General features: G+C 74.1%; 18 protein-coding genes. 15 read left to right on the top strand and 3 right to left on the bottom strand.

Annotation, left to right across the window (positions count from 1 at the left end; all coding sequences use genetic code 11):
- Positions 1-155 precede the first annotated feature (155 nt).
- From ACFXOZ_RS09375 to ACFXOZ_RS09410, 8 genes are all read left to right on the top strand, one after another.
- Complete coding sequence (locus ACFXOZ_RS09375) at positions 156-353, top strand: hypothetical protein (protein ID WP_380522129.1); 198 nt, start codon at positions 156-158, stop codon at positions 351-353.
- Positions 354-520: 167 nt separating this feature from the next.
- Complete coding sequence (locus ACFXOZ_RS09380) at positions 521-991, top strand: hypothetical protein (protein ID WP_380588814.1); 471 nt, start codon at positions 521-523, stop codon at positions 989-991.
- A complete protein-coding gene (locus ACFXOZ_RS09385) occupies positions 988-1272 on the top strand; it encodes a monovalent cation/H+ antiporter complex subunit F (RefSeq protein WP_380522133.1) in 285 nt (94 codons plus the stop codon). The genes ACFXOZ_RS09380 and ACFXOZ_RS09385 overlap by 4 nt, the downstream gene beginning before the upstream one ends.
- The gene (locus ACFXOZ_RS09390) at positions 1269-1574 is read left to right on the top strand and encodes a monovalent cation/H(+) antiporter subunit G (protein ID WP_380522134.1); all 306 of its coding nucleotides are present in this window, start codon (positions 1269-1271) and stop codon (positions 1572-1574) included. Before ACFXOZ_RS09385 ends, ACFXOZ_RS09390 begins: the two co-directional genes overlap by 4 nt.
- Positions 1571-1843 carry a Na(+)/H(+) antiporter subunit B gene (locus ACFXOZ_RS09395; RefSeq protein ID WP_380522136.1) on the top strand — a complete coding sequence of 91 codons (273 nt, stop codon included), beginning with the start codon at positions 1571-1573 and terminating at the stop codon, positions 1841-1843. Before ACFXOZ_RS09390 ends, ACFXOZ_RS09395 begins: the two co-directional genes overlap by 4 nt.
- A complete protein-coding gene (locus tag ACFXOZ_RS09400) occupies positions 1840-2580 on the top strand; it encodes an MnhB domain-containing protein (RefSeq protein WP_380522138.1) in 741 nt (246 codons plus the stop codon). Before ACFXOZ_RS09395 ends, ACFXOZ_RS09400 begins: the two co-directional genes overlap by 4 nt.
- Positions 2577-2921, top strand: coding sequence for a sodium:proton antiporter (locus ACFXOZ_RS09405; protein ID WP_380522139.1), 345 nt, complete (start codon positions 2577-2579; stop codon positions 2919-2921). The genes ACFXOZ_RS09400 and ACFXOZ_RS09405 overlap by 4 nt, the downstream gene beginning before the upstream one ends.
- 7 nt (positions 2922-2928) lie before the next feature.
- Positions 2929-4773, top strand: a complete 1845-nt coding sequence (locus ACFXOZ_RS09410; RefSeq protein WP_380588817.1) for a complex I subunit 5 family protein — start codon at positions 2929-2931, stop codon at positions 4771-4773.
- Positions 4774-4903: 130 nt separating this feature from the next.
- Here the strand turns inward: ACFXOZ_RS09410 and ACFXOZ_RS09415 are convergent, their stop codons facing one another.
- Positions 4904-5848, bottom strand: a complete 945-nt coding sequence (locus ACFXOZ_RS09415; RefSeq protein ID WP_380588823.1) for a DUF5133 domain-containing protein — start codon at positions 5846-5848, stop codon at positions 4904-4906.
- Positions 5849-6187: 339 nt separating this feature from the next.
- Between ACFXOZ_RS09415 and ACFXOZ_RS09420 the strand changes: the two genes are divergently transcribed.
- Positions 6188-6850, top strand: a complete 663-nt coding sequence (locus tag ACFXOZ_RS09420; protein WP_380588826.1) for a HemK2/MTQ2 family protein methyltransferase — start codon at positions 6188-6190, stop codon at positions 6848-6850.
- A 25-nt stretch (positions 6851-6875) separates the two neighbouring features.
- Positions 6876-7100 (top strand): CDGSH iron-sulfur domain-containing protein, encoded by a 225-nt coding sequence (locus ACFXOZ_RS09425; RefSeq protein ID WP_380522336.1) that lies wholly within the window; start codon positions 6876-6878, stop codon positions 7098-7100.
- Here the strand turns inward: ACFXOZ_RS09425 and ACFXOZ_RS09430 are convergent.
- Both ACFXOZ_RS09430 and ACFXOZ_RS09435 read right to left on the bottom strand, forming a co-directional pair.
- A complete protein-coding gene (locus tag ACFXOZ_RS09430) occupies positions 7056-8084 on the bottom strand; it encodes an iron-containing redox enzyme family protein (RefSeq protein ID WP_380522146.1) in 1029 nt (342 codons plus the stop codon). The genes ACFXOZ_RS09425 and ACFXOZ_RS09430 overlap by 45 nt on opposite strands.
- A gap of 25 nt (positions 8085-8109) precedes the next feature.
- Positions 8110-8469 carry a low affinity iron permease family protein gene (locus ACFXOZ_RS09435; RefSeq protein WP_380588828.1) on the bottom strand — a complete coding sequence of 120 codons (360 nt, stop codon included), beginning with the start codon at positions 8467-8469 and terminating at the stop codon, positions 8110-8112.
- Positions 8470-9179: 710 nt separating this feature from the next.
- Here ACFXOZ_RS09435 and ddaH point away from each other — a divergent pair.
- The 5 genes from ddaH to ACFXOZ_RS09460 all read left to right on the top strand — a co-directional run bounded on the left by ddaH (position 9180) and on the right by ACFXOZ_RS09460 (position 14794).
- Positions 9180-10007 carry a dimethylargininase gene (ddaH, locus tag ACFXOZ_RS09440; protein ID WP_380588831.1) on the top strand — a complete coding sequence of 276 codons (828 nt, stop codon included), beginning with the start codon at positions 9180-9182 and terminating at the stop codon, positions 10005-10007.
- A 132-nt stretch (positions 10008-10139) separates the two neighbouring features.
- Positions 10140-11108 carry an SDR family NAD(P)-dependent oxidoreductase gene (locus tag ACFXOZ_RS09445; protein ID WP_380588834.1) on the top strand — a complete coding sequence of 323 codons (969 nt, stop codon included), beginning with the start codon at positions 10140-10142 and terminating at the stop codon, positions 11106-11108.
- A 10-nt stretch (positions 11109-11118) separates the two neighbouring features.
- A complete protein-coding gene (locus ACFXOZ_RS09450; protein WP_380522157.1) occupies positions 11119-12303 on the top strand; it encodes an alcohol dehydrogenase catalytic domain-containing protein in 1185 nt (394 codons plus the stop codon).
- Between the two features lie 40 nt (positions 12304-12343).
- Entirely contained in the window at positions 12344-12667 is a 324-nt protein-coding gene (locus tag ACFXOZ_RS09455; protein WP_380522160.1) for a plasmid stabilization protein, read from the top strand.
- A 342-nt stretch (positions 12668-13009) separates the two neighbouring features.
- A complete protein-coding gene (locus tag ACFXOZ_RS09460; RefSeq protein WP_380588837.1) occupies positions 13010-14794 on the top strand; it encodes a thiamine pyrophosphate-requiring protein in 1785 nt (594 codons plus the stop codon).

A 14794-nucleotide genomic window follows, 5' to 3' on the forward strand; every position in this document is an offset into this window, starting at 1 on the left:
CATGGAACCGCGTTCCCCGGGCAGGCGCCGCAAGGGACGGACTTGCCCCCACCGGCGAAACGACGAACGCCATGGGCTTCTCCCGAAAGCCAGGCGACATGGCCGAGACGGCCCGCGCCAGAACGGCCGCCGGGACGTTCGAGGAGGTGAACAGGATGAACGACGGGAAGGACCGCGTGCCGGTCGAGTCGGTACCCCCGGTCGAGACGCCCGAGTCACGGATGACCGGCGAGGGCGGACCGCCGCCCGAGCACGAGGAGGAGAAGGGACCGCAGGACGGCCCCGAGTACGAAGTCACCGAGCCGGCCCACGAGTCCGCGCCACCCGAGCGGGGGCGACGGGCCGGCCGATGATCACAGGATCCGCTGCCGCACTGCGGCAACCGGGTGGTCCGACAAGGTGATCCCGCACGCGACGGCGTTGCGCGCGGGATCCTCCCGTCGGCCGAACGGTACACCTGGGGCCGCTCGCCATGGTGGCGTGCCCGGCAACGACACATGGGGGTGGTGCGATGCGATCGATGTTCGAACTCATGCTCTGGTGGGGGATGTTGCTGCTCCTCAACACCGTGTTCATCAGCTCGGTGACACCGCTGGAGATCGCGGTCGGCGGCGGCGTCGCGCTGCTCGGTGCGGTCGGCGCCCTCGCCGTCCGGCGCGCCTCCGGCGCCACGCCCGGCGGCCCGGCCCGACTCGCCCGCTCCACCCTGGCATTCCCCTGGACCCTGCTGGCCGACACCGGCCGACTGGTGCTCCTCCTGACGTCGCCCGCCCGCCGACAGGAGGCCGGCTTCCGCACCGTCCGCCTCTCCACCGGTACCGGACCGGCCTGGGCCGCAGCCCTGCTGTCCTCGACCCCCGGCGCGTACGTCGTCTCCCACGAGGGCGGCTGGGATGACGGCGACTCGGGCGGCGGCGTCGCGCTGACCGTACACAGCCTCGGCGGGCGGACCTCGGCGCTGGAAGCCGCCCTGACGGGCAGCGGCCGGTGAACGCCTGGCTGCTGGCGGCGACCCTGCTCGCCGCCGCCGGATTCGGCCCGTGCCTGCTGGTCGGGCTGCGCGGCGAGCCCCACGAGCGCCTGGCCGGACTCAACCTCGCCGCCGCGGTGTGCTCCACCGTCCTGCTGCTGCTCGCCCAGGGCTACGGCCGCCCCTCTTACACCGACCTCGCCCTCGACCTGGCGGTGCTCGCGCCGGCCGGGACACTCGTGTTCACCCGTCTCCTCGCCGGATCGGACGCCGGGAAGCACAGCGGGGAGGAGCGCCGATGAGCCGCCACGTCCTCGCCGTGGTCCTGCTCTGCGCGGGCACCGCCGTCCTTCTGCTGTCCGCCCTCGCGCTGGTCGTGCTGCCCGGCCCGCACCTGCGGCTGCACGCGCTCTCCCCCGCCGCCACCCTCGGCGCCCCACTCGTCGCGCTCGCGCTGGCGATCGACACCGGGCCGGGGCGGGCGGCGGTGAAACTCCTGGTCATCGGCGCGCTGCTGGCCGCGGGGGGCACGGTGACCACCATGGCCATCGGCCGCACCACCCTCCGTGCCGAGCAGCACTCGGACCGGGGGGCCGGACGGTGACCGACGCCCTCATCGTGATCGCCCTGCTGCTCACGGCCGTCACCGCGACCGCCGCCGCGCTCACCCGCGACCCCGTCCGGCAGGCCGCCGTCCTCGCTCTGCTCGGGTTGAGCCTCGCCCTGCTGTTCACCGTGCTCCAGGCACCCGACGTCGCACTGTCCCAGCTGGGCGTCGGCAGTGCGATCACCCCGCTGCTCATCCTGCTGACCGTCCGCAAGGTGAGCCGCAAGGAACACACCGACGACGACCGTCCGGACCGCACCGAGTGAGCCGCACCACGCGCCTGCGGCTCTTCCTGACCGCGGCCGCCGTCCTCGCCGCCGCCCTGGTCGTCGCCGCCGAGCAGCTCCCGGGCTTCGGAGGCACCCAACACCCTTACGGCGAAAGGGCGGTGGCAGCCGGTCTGGCCCGCCGGACCGCCAACATCGTCTCCGCCGTCAACTTCGACCAGCGCGCCTTCGACACCCTCGGCGAGGAGTCGATCCTGTTCGGCTCGGTGCTCGGCGCGGGGATACTGCTGCGCCTGGCCCGGGACGAGCACAAGCGCCGGGCCGCCGCCGAGCGGGTGCTGCCCGCCACCCGGCTGTTCGGCGCCACCCTCCTCCCGGTCGCGGTGCTGACCGGCGGATATCTCGTCGCCCACGGCCAGTTGAGCCCCGGCGGAGGCTTCCAGGGCGGCGTCGTGCTCACCACCGCCCTGCACCTGGCCTACGTCGCCGCCGACTACCGGGTGCTGAAACGGATCCGCCCGCTGGCCGCCCTCGACGTCACGGACGCGATCGCCGCCGGCTCCTACGCCGCGCTGGGCCTGATCGGCCTAATCCAGGGCGCCGGCTACCTGGCCAACACCCTGCCGCTCGGCACCTTCAACGAACTCTCCTCCAGCGGACTGGTGGCCGTCATCAATGCCGCCGTCGGCGTGGAGGTCGGCTCCGCCGTCGTGGTGCTGCTGGCGCACTTCCTCGACCAGGCCGTGGAGGTCACCCCCCGAAGGAGCCCCCGATGACCGTCTTCCCCTACTTGGTGGCCGCCTGGATCCTGCTCGCCGGCCTGTACGGCCTGGTCACCAGCCGCAACCTGGTGCAGGCGGTCGGCTGCCTGGCCGTCGCGCAGTGCTCGACCTACGTGCTGCTGCTCGCCGTCGGCTACCGCCGGGGCGCCACCGCGCCCGTCTACTCCGACCTGCCGACCGACGCGCCGGTCGTCGACCCGGTGGTCCAGGCGCTCGCGCTCACCGACGTCGTCGTCGGCGCGACCGTCACCGCGCTCCTCCTCTCCCTCGTGATCCAACTGCGCAAGCGGCACGGCACGGTGGACCCGGAGGACCTCACCGGACTGCGAGGGTGACGCGCCGGTGAGCACCGCCGACCTCCTACCGCTGGCCGTCGCCGTCCCCCTGCTGGGCGCGGCGCTGCTGGCCGTCGCCGGACGGTGGCTGCCCCGCCCCGGCCGCGACGCGCTCGCCACCGCCTGCTCGGCCGTCGACGTCGGCTGCCTGGCCCTGCTGTGGTGCCGTACCGCCCCGGACGGCCGCGCCGTCTCCTGGCTCGGCGGCTGGACTCCGAGCCAGGGCCACGGCGTCGGCATCGTGCTGGTCGCCGACCGGCTCGGCAGCGGCCTCGCGCTGCTCGCCGCCGTGCTCGTGCTCGCCGTGTTCTGCTACGCCTGGCGGTACTTCGACGAGCCGTCGGGCGAGCACGGCGGGATGTTCCCCGCTCTCCTCCTGCTGTTCCAGGCCGGGATGTGCGGCTTCGCGCTCACCGGCGACCTCTTCGACGCCTTCGTCTTCTTCGAGCTGATGGGCGCCGTCGCCTACGCGCTCACCGGCTACCGGATCGAGGACCCGCGCCCGTTGCAGGGCGCCCTCGCCTTCGGGCTCGTCAACTCGGCGGCGGCGTACGTCTCGCTGCTCGGCATCGGCCTGCTCTACGCCCGGACCGGGGAACTGGGCATGGCCCGGATCGGCGCCGTGCTGGACGAGCGCGCGGCCGCCGGACACGGCCGGGACGCACTGGTCGTCGTGGCCTTCGTCCTGGTCCTCGCCGGCCCGCTGGTCAAGGCCGCGACCGCGCCGTTCCACTTCTGGCTGCCGGACGCCCACGCGGTGGCGCCCAGCCCGGTGTGCATGCTGCTCTCCGGCGTCATGGTCGAACTCGGCGTCTACGGGGTGGCCCGGATCCACCGGGTGGTCTTCGCCGGGGCGGGAGGACTGCCGGACGCCGCCGTCCGGGACACCCTGCTCGCCGCCGGGGTGCTGACCGCGCTGGTCGGCGGCGTGATGTGCTGGCAGCAGCGCCACCTGAAACGGATGCTCGCCTTCTCCACGGTCGGGCACGTCGGCCTCTTCCTGGTCGGCGCGGCGCTGCTCACCCCGGCCGGCCTCGCCGGGACGGCCGTCTACGTGGCCGGGCACGCCGGTGCCAAGGCCGCCCTGTTCGGCCTCACCGGCGTCCTCCTCGACCGGTACGGCTCGGTGGACGAGCACGGCCTGCACGGCCGGGCCCGCGAACTGCGGCTGCCCGGCGCGTTGTTCGTCCTCGGCGCACTGGCCCTCGCCGGGCTCCCGCCGTTCGGCACCGCGCTGGGCAAGGCCGTCACCGAGGAGGCCGCCGGACGCTGGGGTGGTTGGCTGCCCGCCGTGTTCGTCCTGGTGTCGGCCCTCACCGGCGGCGCGGTGCTGCGCGCAGGCCTGCGGGTCTTCGGCGGGATCGGCTCCCCGCCGAAGGAGCACCCCGAGGTCGCCGCGACCACCGGGGAGGGTGAGGAGCCGGAGATCGGCGACCCGAGCCGACGGGTGCCGGTGCCGATGGTCGCCGTCCCCGCCGGCCTGCTGGCGGCCTGCCTGGCCGTCGGCGTCGTCCCCGGAGTCGGCCGGGCCCTCGCGACGGCGGCCGCGGCCTTCACCGACCGCGCCGGCTACCTGGCCGACACTCTCGGCCACCCCGCACCCGCCGCCCTGCCCACCCCCGAGGCGGGCTGGACTCCCGCCGGGGTCCTGCTCGGCCTGCTCTCCGCCGCCCTGGCCGCCGCCTTCGCCACCGCCGCCCTGAACCGCGACCCCCGACGCGGCTCCGGAGTCCTGTACCGGGCCACCGTCCTGCCGCTGCGCCGTCTGCACTCCGGCCTGCTCGGCGACTACATCGCCTGGCTGACCGTCGGCCTGGCCGCCCTCCTGGTCGCACTGGTCGCCCAGCTGTGACCGGGACGGCTCGCGGGCCCGTCCGGCGTCGACTTCCCGTGGCACGGCCACCCTGGCAGGTGCCGGGGCGACTGGCGGGCGAACCGGCCCCCCGGCCGCCCCGAAGGGCTCTCACCGGAGTCATCGAGGGTCACCGGCGCGGCGAACCGCCGTTCTCGCGGCCGACCGGGACCGGCCGCCCCTCGACGGCGACCCGGCTGACCACCGTGTCGAGGTCCGTCCCGAGGCGCTGGGCCGCCCTCGCGAGCAGCGTCAGGGCGGTGTGCGGGGTCACCCCGAACCGCTCCGTGGTGACGCCGATCGCCACGCCGGTGGCGTGCCGGCGGTCGAGCAGGTCGGCGACCGCGCGGGCCAGGGCGGAGCGGTCGAGCGCGATTGAGGCGTGGAGCGCGAGGACCGCCACCAGCCCCGGTGTGGGGCCCGCGGGTTCCGCGGGCGAACCGAGGTAGACGCTGAGGGCGGTGCACCCGTGCGGGTGGGTGCGCAGGTGTGCGGCGACCACCGTCCGCGCCCCGCAGCGCCGGGCCCGGTCCGCGAACCGGCCGGGGCGGCCCGGGTCCAGTCCGAGGACCACCTGTCCGCTGCCCTGGTGGCGGATCCGCGCCAGCGGCCCGGTGCCCGCCTCGCTCTGGGCCCGTTCGAGGGCCAGGAGCTGTGGGGAGCTCGCTGCCAGGACGTCGACGGAACCGTCGTCGTGCCAGGCGCTCACGGCGGCGCCCACGCAGTCCGGGACGGTGGTCCTGGCCAGCTGGAGGACGTCGGGCAGGGTGGAGAACGGCCGGGACCGTCCGTTCTCGCGGGCCGCCAGCTCGCCGAGTACGGTCAGCAGCGGGCCGGACTCGCCGGCGGCCGTCGTCTCGTCGGTCACCGCCTCCGGGCCGGGTTTCCCACGGTCCAGGCCGATCAGGACCCTCGCGCGGGCGACGGCTCGGGCGGGTTCCGTCTCGCCGGTGTACACCGCGATGGTGTAGCAGACGTCGTGCAGCCTCTGCTCGGCCTCCGCGGACCGCAGCGCCGACAGGGCGTCGTACTCCGCGACCAGATGGGCGAGCGCGGCCACGTCCACCAGGGACATGGGCACCTCCGGATGTACGTACGGCTCCGGACTCCGGCCGACGGACGTCGGCCGACCGGCACCGCAGCCGGGGCGGGACCGCCACACCCGGTTCTCCACCGCCACGGCGGCTTCGCGGGCTGGAGTTGATCACCGCAGTACAGGCAGCCCGAGCGCCTCCGCCGCGCGTCCGGCCACGCGCGTCTACCCGGCGCGGCCCCGCGCACACGCCCGACGGATCGCTCCGACCCCATGGAACGGGGCAGAACGGTTTCGCCGCCCCGGACCCGGAAAGCCGCCTGTCATGAAGGTCATCCCCGTATCCCCCGCGCCAACGTCCCCGAAAGGGGGCCGAGCGGCATGCTGCTGATCAGACCGCCGGGCGTCTACCGACCCCAGGGCGACACCGAGTTGCTGGTCTCCTGCCTGCACCGCGAGCGCCTCCGCAGCGGCAGCCGGGTGCTCGACCTCTGCACCGGGACGGGAGCGGTCGCCCTCGCGGCCGCCGAGGACGGCGCCCGGGTGACGGCGGTGGACCTCTCCGGCCGTGCCGTGGCCACGGCCTGGCTCAACGCCAAGCTGCACCGCAGCGGCATCCGGCTGCACCGGGGCGACCTGCTGGCCCCGGTCGCGGAGCTCAGCTTCGACCTGATCACCGCCAATCCGCCCTACGTCCCGGCCGCGGCCACCGCGGCCCCCACGGGTGCCGGAACCGGGCCCGGGCTCGCGTGGGACGCGGGACCGGACGGACGGCTCGTGCTGGACCGGATCTGCCGGGAGGCACCCCGGCGGCTGGCCCGCGGGGGCGTCCTGCTCCTCGTCCAGTCCTCCCTCGCGAACGTGCCGGCCACCCTGGCGTCCCTGGGCACGGCCGGACTGCGGACGACGGTGGCGGCTCGTCGCCGACAGGCCTTCGGGCCGGTGATGGCAGCGCGGGCCGCACGCTTCGAGCGGCTCGGGCTGATCGCCCCGGGCCAGCGGCACGAAGTCCTGGTGGTGGTGCGCGGTGTCCGGGAACGCTGACCGGTCGACAACCCGGGTGGTCGTGGTGCCGGGCGGTCCGCTGCTCGTCGAGGGACCGGTGGAAGTGGTCCTGCCGGACGGAGAGGTCCGGGTGTCCGAGCGACCGGTCGTGGCACTGTGCGCGTGCCACCGGAGCCGGTGCTACCCGTTCTGCGACACCAGTCACCGACGCCCCCGCAGGCCGCGCTCGAACAACAGGGACACCTCAAGCAGCGGGGACACCAGCGGGAAGCGCGGCGGGAAGGGCTGAGCGCAGCGACGTACGGCCGGCTCGCCAGCAGCCGAGCACGTGGTCGGCGAACCGGCCCTCGACGACCTGTGCGGCCGCCAGCCCGAAGGCGATACCCGCTGCCAACTCGGGCTCACTCAGAATCAGTTGCTCCACGACCCCGTGCCGGACCAGCTGCTCGTGGACGGCGTCGGCCTCCACGTGCTCCCGGTAGAACAGTGTCCCGTCCGGCCCGCCGCCCAGCCGCTCCAGTGCGGCCGCCAGCCGCGCGGACCCGGGCGAGGAGGTGATCTCCAGGGCGGCGAACTGCCCGACGGCGGCGCCGCGCAGCGCCCGGTGCAGGCCGAAGAGCGTCATCAGGTTGACCACTGCGAGGGCGGGAGCCGGTACGAGGTCCAGGTAGTGCGCGTAGCCCGGTTCGAGGCCGAACGCCGCCATCATCCGGGCGTACAGGCCCGCGTGGGCACGTTCGGGACGGCCGGCACCGTACTCGTCGTAGACGATCGCCATCAGGACGGCCTGCGCCGGCCCGTGGATCCTCGGCAGCATCCACAGCTGCGGATCGGCCTCCTTGAGGTGGTAGACCGAACGGTGCACCAGGTACTCACGGACGTGCCGAAGCCTGCCCTCGTCACGCAGGAAGTGCGACGGCCCGGTGTCGTCCGGGGATTCCGCCAACAGCTGGTCGAGGGCTTCCCGCACCGGCCGGACGGGCTCCGCCTCGGCGCGCACCGCGGCGAGGAACGATCGCTCCAACTCCCTCCGCAGGTGCAGCAGTTCCGGCTCCCACTCCCAGCCCGGCAGGACCCCGTCCAGCCCCCGGTCATGGAGCTCGTAGCACAGGTGCAGCGCGAACTGGTGGTCCTCGCCCCAAGGTTCGCCGTACGACCCCGGCGACACCAGCAACCGCCCCGCCCCCGGCGGCCCCGCCGTCACCAACCCCAGCACCGCCGCCGACAACGGCCCCCGAACCCCGTACGCCGTGCCCCGCTCATCTCCGTCCATCACTTCCCGCCTCCTCCCGCACCAGTCAGATCTCATCCTCCATGCGGATCGCGTCTCTGAGATCCTGCACGGCCTCGCTCCGATCACCACCCTCCTCCGCGACCAGGGCTGCGGCGATGGCATCGAGCTTGCGCTGGATCGCGTGCTCGGCCCGGCGTTCGGCGTTCTTGAGCAGCGCGAGCAGCAGCAGGGTGACGGCCGACATCATGTCGCCGACGAGGAGCTGCCACGAGGTCGAGAGTCCCGCGGCGTGCACCGCGACGAAGCCCGCCACGAGCAGGACGCACAGCGCGTAGAACAGCGGGGAACTGGTCAGGTTGGACGCGCGCTCCGCCAGCCGCGCGAACCGCCCCCGGCCGCGCTCGGCCGGGTGGTCGAGCGTCATGGTCCCTCACCCGCCCGGCGCGGTTCGGTCGGTGTTCCGCGCCGTGCAAGCGGTGGACCGCGAAGGCCCGTCGTCCGCCTCCCGGCTCAGGACCAGGGTCGGTTCGGGGTGTTCGGTGCGCTGGTCCACCACGCCTCCCGGGCTGTCGTCGGTGCCTCCGGCCGGAGTGCTCCGGCCGGAACGCTCCGGCGGGTACCCAGCCGGCCCCCGTTCACTCCGCACGGGTCCCGACTGCTCCAGTGCCGTTTGACCTCCTCCCCCGGGGGCAGACGCGGGTCGAGCCCGTCCCCGGACGAGGCCCGACAAGGAAACCGGTCCGAGCGGTCCGACCAGCCGCCCGGACCGCTCGCGTGCCGTCGGCACGAACCGGCGACGCAGAACTGGAGTAGCGATCATGGGAACCCCGCCGAACGATCCGGTGCCGCCCAGCCCCACCCCGCTCCCCGGGCCAGGCCCGCAGCCGGGTCCGTTGCCCGGGCCGGTCCCCGGGCCAGGCGGCCCGGACCCGGTCCCGCCCGCGCCGCCCCGGCCGGAGCCCGACCCACAGCCCGCGCCGGTTCCCCCGCCCGATCCGATCACCTGACGACCCGCCGGAGCAGACGCGGACGGCCCGCCTGCGCGCTGCCCGTCGTCCCCCGCCGCAAGCAACGACGCCCTCGGCTCCCGCCACCCTCCGGTTTCCCGCCCACCGCACCGGGCACGCGCGCCGCATGAAGACGTCCAGCTCTGCTCGGGCGGCCAGGCGCCGCCGCTACCTGCTCTGCCCACCACGCCACTTCGCCGTCGAGTACGCCATCAACCCGTGGATGGACCCGGCCCGGCCGGTCGAGCCGGCTGCCGCGCTCCAGCAGTGGAACGGGCTGCGCGCCGTCCTGCTCGACCTCGGACACCGGGTCGAACTCCTCACCCCCGTACGAGGGTTGCCGGACATGGTGTTCACCGCGAACGGCGCCACGGTGGTCGACGGCCGGGTCCTGGTCGCCCGCTTTCGGCACCACCAGCGCGCAGCGGAGGCCGACGCGCACCGACGCTGGTTCGTCGCGGCGGGCTACCGGCCGGTCCACACGGCGGGGCCGGTCAACGAGGGCGAGGGCGACTTCCTGCTCGCGGGGCCGCGGATCCTGGCTGCCACCGGCTTCCGCACGAGTCGGGCGGCACACCGCGAGGCCCGCCGGCTGCTGGACCGTCCGGTGGTCACGCTGACCCTGGTCGACCCGCGGTTCTACCACCTCGACACCGCGCTCGCCGTCCTCGACGACGACCGGATCATGTACTACCCGCCCGCGTTCGCCCCGGCCAGCAGGCGCCTGCTGCACGTGCTCTACCCGCGGGCGATCCTCGCCTCCGAGGCGGACGCGGTGGCGTTCGGGCTCAACGCCGTCAGCGACGGCCGCCACGTCGTCCTGCCCGCCGCCGCCCGCGGACTGGCGGACCGCCTGCATGCCGAGGGGTACGTCCCCGTCCCGGTCCGCATGCCCGAACTCCTCAAAGGCGGCGGCGGCCCGAAGTGCTGCGTACTCGAACTGCGCCCCGCCTGACCGCCTGCTGTGCCTACCCGGCTCACCAGAAGCACCCGGATCCGGGCGGGCGCGGATCGCACGGGTTTGCGCCCCCGGTAGTCGGACAGACGCCGGAGCATCGAACCGTCACCGACCGAGGAGGTACGGCCGATGCACCGTGGCAACGGCACCATGACCGGGCGAACCGCCCTGGTGACCGGCTCCTCCCGGGGCCTCGGCCTGCTGATCGCGGGTGAACTCGCGGACCGCGGGTGCCGGGTGATGCTGTGCGGCCGCGACGAGTTCGCGCTGGAGCGGGCCGTACGACGGCTGAACGGCCGCCCCGGCGAGGTCGCCGCCACCGCTTGCGACCTCGTGGACGCGCAGGCGCCGCTCCGACTGGTCCGCGCGGTCCGCGAACGCTTCGGCGCCGACGTGGACCTGCTGGTCAACAACGCCGGCCTGATCCAGGTCGGCCCGGTCTCCGCGATGCAGGAGCAGGACTTCCGGCGGGCCCACGAGCTGATGACGATGGCACCGCTGCGGCTGGTCCAGGCGGTGCTCCCGTCGATGCGGGCCCGTGGCACGGGCTCGATCGTCATGGTCTCCTCGCTCGCCGGGCGTGTCCCGGCGCCGCACCTGCTGCCGTACGTGGCGGCCAAGTTCGCGCTCACCGGCCTGTCCGAGGGGCTCGCGGCGGAGCTCTCGCCGCACGGGATCCGGGTCACCACGGTCCTCCCGGGCCTGATGCGCACGGGTTCGCACACCGCCGCCGAGTTCGCCGGGCAGGCCGGGCAGGAGTACGCCTGGTTCGCCGCCGCCGCGTCGCTGCCCCTGGTGTCGATGGACGCCGAGCGGGCCGCCCGGCGGATCGTCCGCGCCGTCGAGGGCGGCCGGCGCGAGCTGGTCCTGACCCCCCTCGCCAAGGCCGGCGTGCTCGCCCACGGCGTCGCGCCGGCCACCACCGGCCGCCTGCTCGCACTGGCGTCCCGGCTGCTGCCGCCGGCCGGCGGCGCCCCCGAGCACGGGGTGCCGGGCGTGCGCGCTGCCGCCCGGCACCGACCGGGCGGCCCGGTGCACCGGCTCACCGTGCTCGGACGCCGGGCCGGACGGGCCGACAACCAGCCGACCACGTCCTGAGGGAGTCGCCATGAAGGCCGTGACATGGCACGGACGCCGTGACGTCCGCGTCGAATCCGTCCCCGACCCGGTGATCGAGAAGCCGACGGACGTCCTGGTCGAGGTCACCACCACCGGGCTGTGCGGATCGGACCTGCACCTCTACGAGGTCCTGGGCGCCTTCCTCGACGTGGGCGACATCCTCGGCCACGAGGCGATGGGCGTCGTCCTCGACGTGGGACCCGCCGTCCACGCGGTGTCGGCGGGAGACCGCGTAGTGGTGCCGTTCAACATCTCCTGCGGCACCTGCTACATGTGCGTCCAGGGCCTGCACTCGCAGTGCGAGACCACCCAGGTGCACGAGTACGGCACCGGAGCGGCGCTGTTCGGCTACACCAAGCTCTACGGACAGGTGCCCGGCGGCCAGGCGCAGTACCTGCGCGTGCCGTTCGGCAACACGCTGCCCGTCGTCGTCCCGCACGGGCCGCCGGACGACCGCTACGTGCTGCTGTCCGACGTGCTGCCCACCGCCTGGCAGGCCGTGGAGTACGCGGCGATCCCGCCCGGCGGCAGCGTCGCGGTGCTCGGCCTCGGCCCGATCGGGGACATGTGCACGCGCATCGCGCGCCACCGCGGCGCAGGCACCGTGATCGGGGTGGACCTGGTGCCCGAACGGCTGGAGCGCGCCCGGGAGCGCGGCGTCGACGTGCTCGACCTGGCCCGGCTCGGCGCCCGGGTCGTCGACGCCGTCCGGGAGCGCACCGGCGGCCGGGGCCCGCACGCCGTGATCGACGCGGTGGGCATGGAGGCCCACGGCTCGCCCGCCGCGACGGCCGCGCAGCGCATGACGTCCCTGCTGCCGGGCGCCCTGGCCTCCCGGCTGATGGCCCGGGTCGGCCTCGACCGGCTCCACGCGCTCCACCTCGCGGTGGACCTGGTCCGGCGCGGCGGTACGGTCTCGCTCTCCGGCGTCTACGGCGGCATGACCGATCCGCTGCCGCTGCTGACCATGTTCGACAAGCAGTTGCAGCTGCGGATGGGCCAGGCGAACGTCCTGCGCTGGATGGACGACCTGCTGCCGCTCGTCAACGACGGCGATCCGCTCGGCGTCGAGGACTTCGCCACCCACCACCTGCCGCTGAGTGAGGCCCCCAGCGCCTACGAGATGTTCCAACACAAGGACGACGGCATGGTCAAGGTGCTGTTCCAGCCCTGACACCGTCGCCGAGGCGTCCTTGCCGACGAAGGAGGAGACCATGCCGGCCGGTTCGAGCAGGAAGCGTGAGCGCCAGTACGAGCACATCAAGGAGAGCGCCCTGGACCGGGGGGAGAGCGAGAAGCGGGCCAAGGAGATCGCCGCCCGCACGGTGAACAAGGAACGGGCGCGGCACGGCGAGTCCAGGACGGCCAGCCGCTCCTCGATCCACGACATCTCGTCCGCCCGGCGCGGCGGCCTGCGGTCCCACTCGGGTTCCCAAGGACCGACCAAGGAGCAGCTCTACAACGAGGCCAAGCAGCGCAACATCCACGGCCGCTCGAAGATGAACAAGGAGGAACTCGCCGACGCACTCGGACACTGACACACCCGCTCGACAGCTCGACGACCGCCGCGCGGGCCGCCCAGCGGGGTCCGGGGCGGGCCCGGATCGCGAGCAGGACGAAACCGGCCGGTAGTGCGTAGCCGGCCCCCCAGCCGCTGCCCCGGGCTCCGGACGACCCGGGGCAGCGCCCGGTTCGGACGGCCGGGGCCGAACCGCGTTTCGCAACAGCGTGTGCCCGGACGCGGGGCAGGCAGCTGTGCCGACGTCTCCGGGCCGCCACGTTTTGTCCCTCTTCTGACGGTTACCCGCACTTGGTGGGTGCTCCCGCCACGCCCGACGACCGCCGCCGGGACCAGCTGCGGGGACCACGGAGGAAAGATCATGAAGGTTGCCGACTACCTGTTGCGACGGCTGCGCGAGTGGGAGGTCGAGCACGTCTTCGCCTACCCCGGCGACGGCATCAACGGACTGCTCGCCGCGTGGGGCCGGGCCGAGGACCGGCCGCGGTTCATCCAGGCCCGTCACGAGGAGATGGCCGCCTTCCAGGCCGTGGGGTACACCAAGTTCTCCGGCCGTACCGGGGTGTGCGCGGCCACCTCCGGTCCCGGCGCGATCCACCTGCTCAACGGGCTGTACGACGCGAAGCTCGACCACGTGCCGGTGGTGGCGATCGTGGGGCAGACCGACCGCAGCGCCATGGGCGGCTCCTACCAGCAGGAGGTGGACCTGCTGTCGCTCTACAAGGACGTGGCCTCGGAGTTCTGCGAGATGGTCACCGTCCCCGCACAGCTGCCCAACGTCCTGGACCGGGCGATCCGCATCGCCACCACCCGCCGCACCGTGACCGCGCTGATCGTCCCCGCCGACGTGCAGGAACTCGACTACGAGCCGCCCGCCCACGTCTTCAAGCAGGTCCCCTCCAGTCTCGGGGTCCCCCACTACGCGCCGGTGCCGGGGGACGACGACCTGGCCCGGGCCGCAGAGGTCCTGAACGCGGGCGAGAAGGTCGCCGTGCTCGTAGGCCAGGGCGCGCGCCGGGCCCGCCCCGAGGTCGAGCAGGTCGCGGAACTCCTCGGTGCCGGCGTCACCAAGGCCCTGCTCGGCAAGGACGTCCTCCCCGACACGCTGCCGTACGTCACCGGCTCGATCGGCCTGCTCGGCACCCGGCCCTCCTACGAGATGATGCGCGACTGCGACACCCTGCTCGTGGTCGGATCGAGCTTCCCCTACAGCCAGTTCCTGCCCGCCTTCGACCAGGCCAGGGCGGTGCAGATCGACCTGGACCCGTCCATGGTCGGCCTGCGCTACCCGTTCGAGGTGAACGTCGTCGGCGACGCCGCCGAGACGCTGCGCCGGCTGCTCCCGCTGCTGGAGCGCAAGGAGGACCGCACCTGGCGCAAGACGGTCGAGGAGAACACCGAGCGCTGGTGGGAGGTCATGCAGCGCCGAGCCGAGGTGACCGCGGACCCGGTCAACCCGGAGTACGTGCTGCACACCCTGGACGCGTTGCTGCCCGAGGACGTCATGCTGTCCTCCGACTCCGGGTCGGCCGCCAACTGGTACGCCCGCCACCTGCGGATGCGCGGCAGCATGCGCGGCTCGCTCTCCGGCACGCTGGCCACGATGGGCCCCGGCGTGCCGTACGCGATCGGCGCCAAGTTCGCCCACCCCGATCGGCCGGCCATCGCCGTCGTCGGCGACGGCGCCATGCAGATGAACGGCCTGGCCGAGCTGATCACCGCCGCCAAGTACTACCACGAGTGGACGGATCCGCGTCTGGTCGTGGCGGTGCTGAACAACCAGGACCTGAACCAGGTCACCTGGGAGATGCGCGCCATGCAGGGCGCCCCGCAGTTCGAGCCCTCCCAGCACCTGCCCGACGTCCGCTACGCCGACGTCGCCCGGTCGTTCGGCCTCGACGGCGTACGGGTCGAGCGGCCCGAGGACGTGGGGCCCGCCTGGAGCCGGGCGCTGGCGGCGGACCGACCGTTCGTCATCGACTTCCGCACCGACCCGGCGGTGCCGCCGATCCCGCCGCACGCGACCTGGGACCAGGTCAAGGCCGCCGCCTCCGCCGTGCTGCACGGCGACAGCGACCGGGCCGCCGTCGTCCGCCAGGGGGTCAAGGCCAAGGTCCAGGAGTTCCTGCCCGGCGGCCGGAGCTGA

The sequence above is a fragment of the Kitasatospora sp. NPDC059160 genome (assembly GCF_042755465.1).
Lineage (GTDB): Bacteria > Actinomycetota > Actinomycetes > Streptomycetales > Streptomycetaceae > Kitasatospora.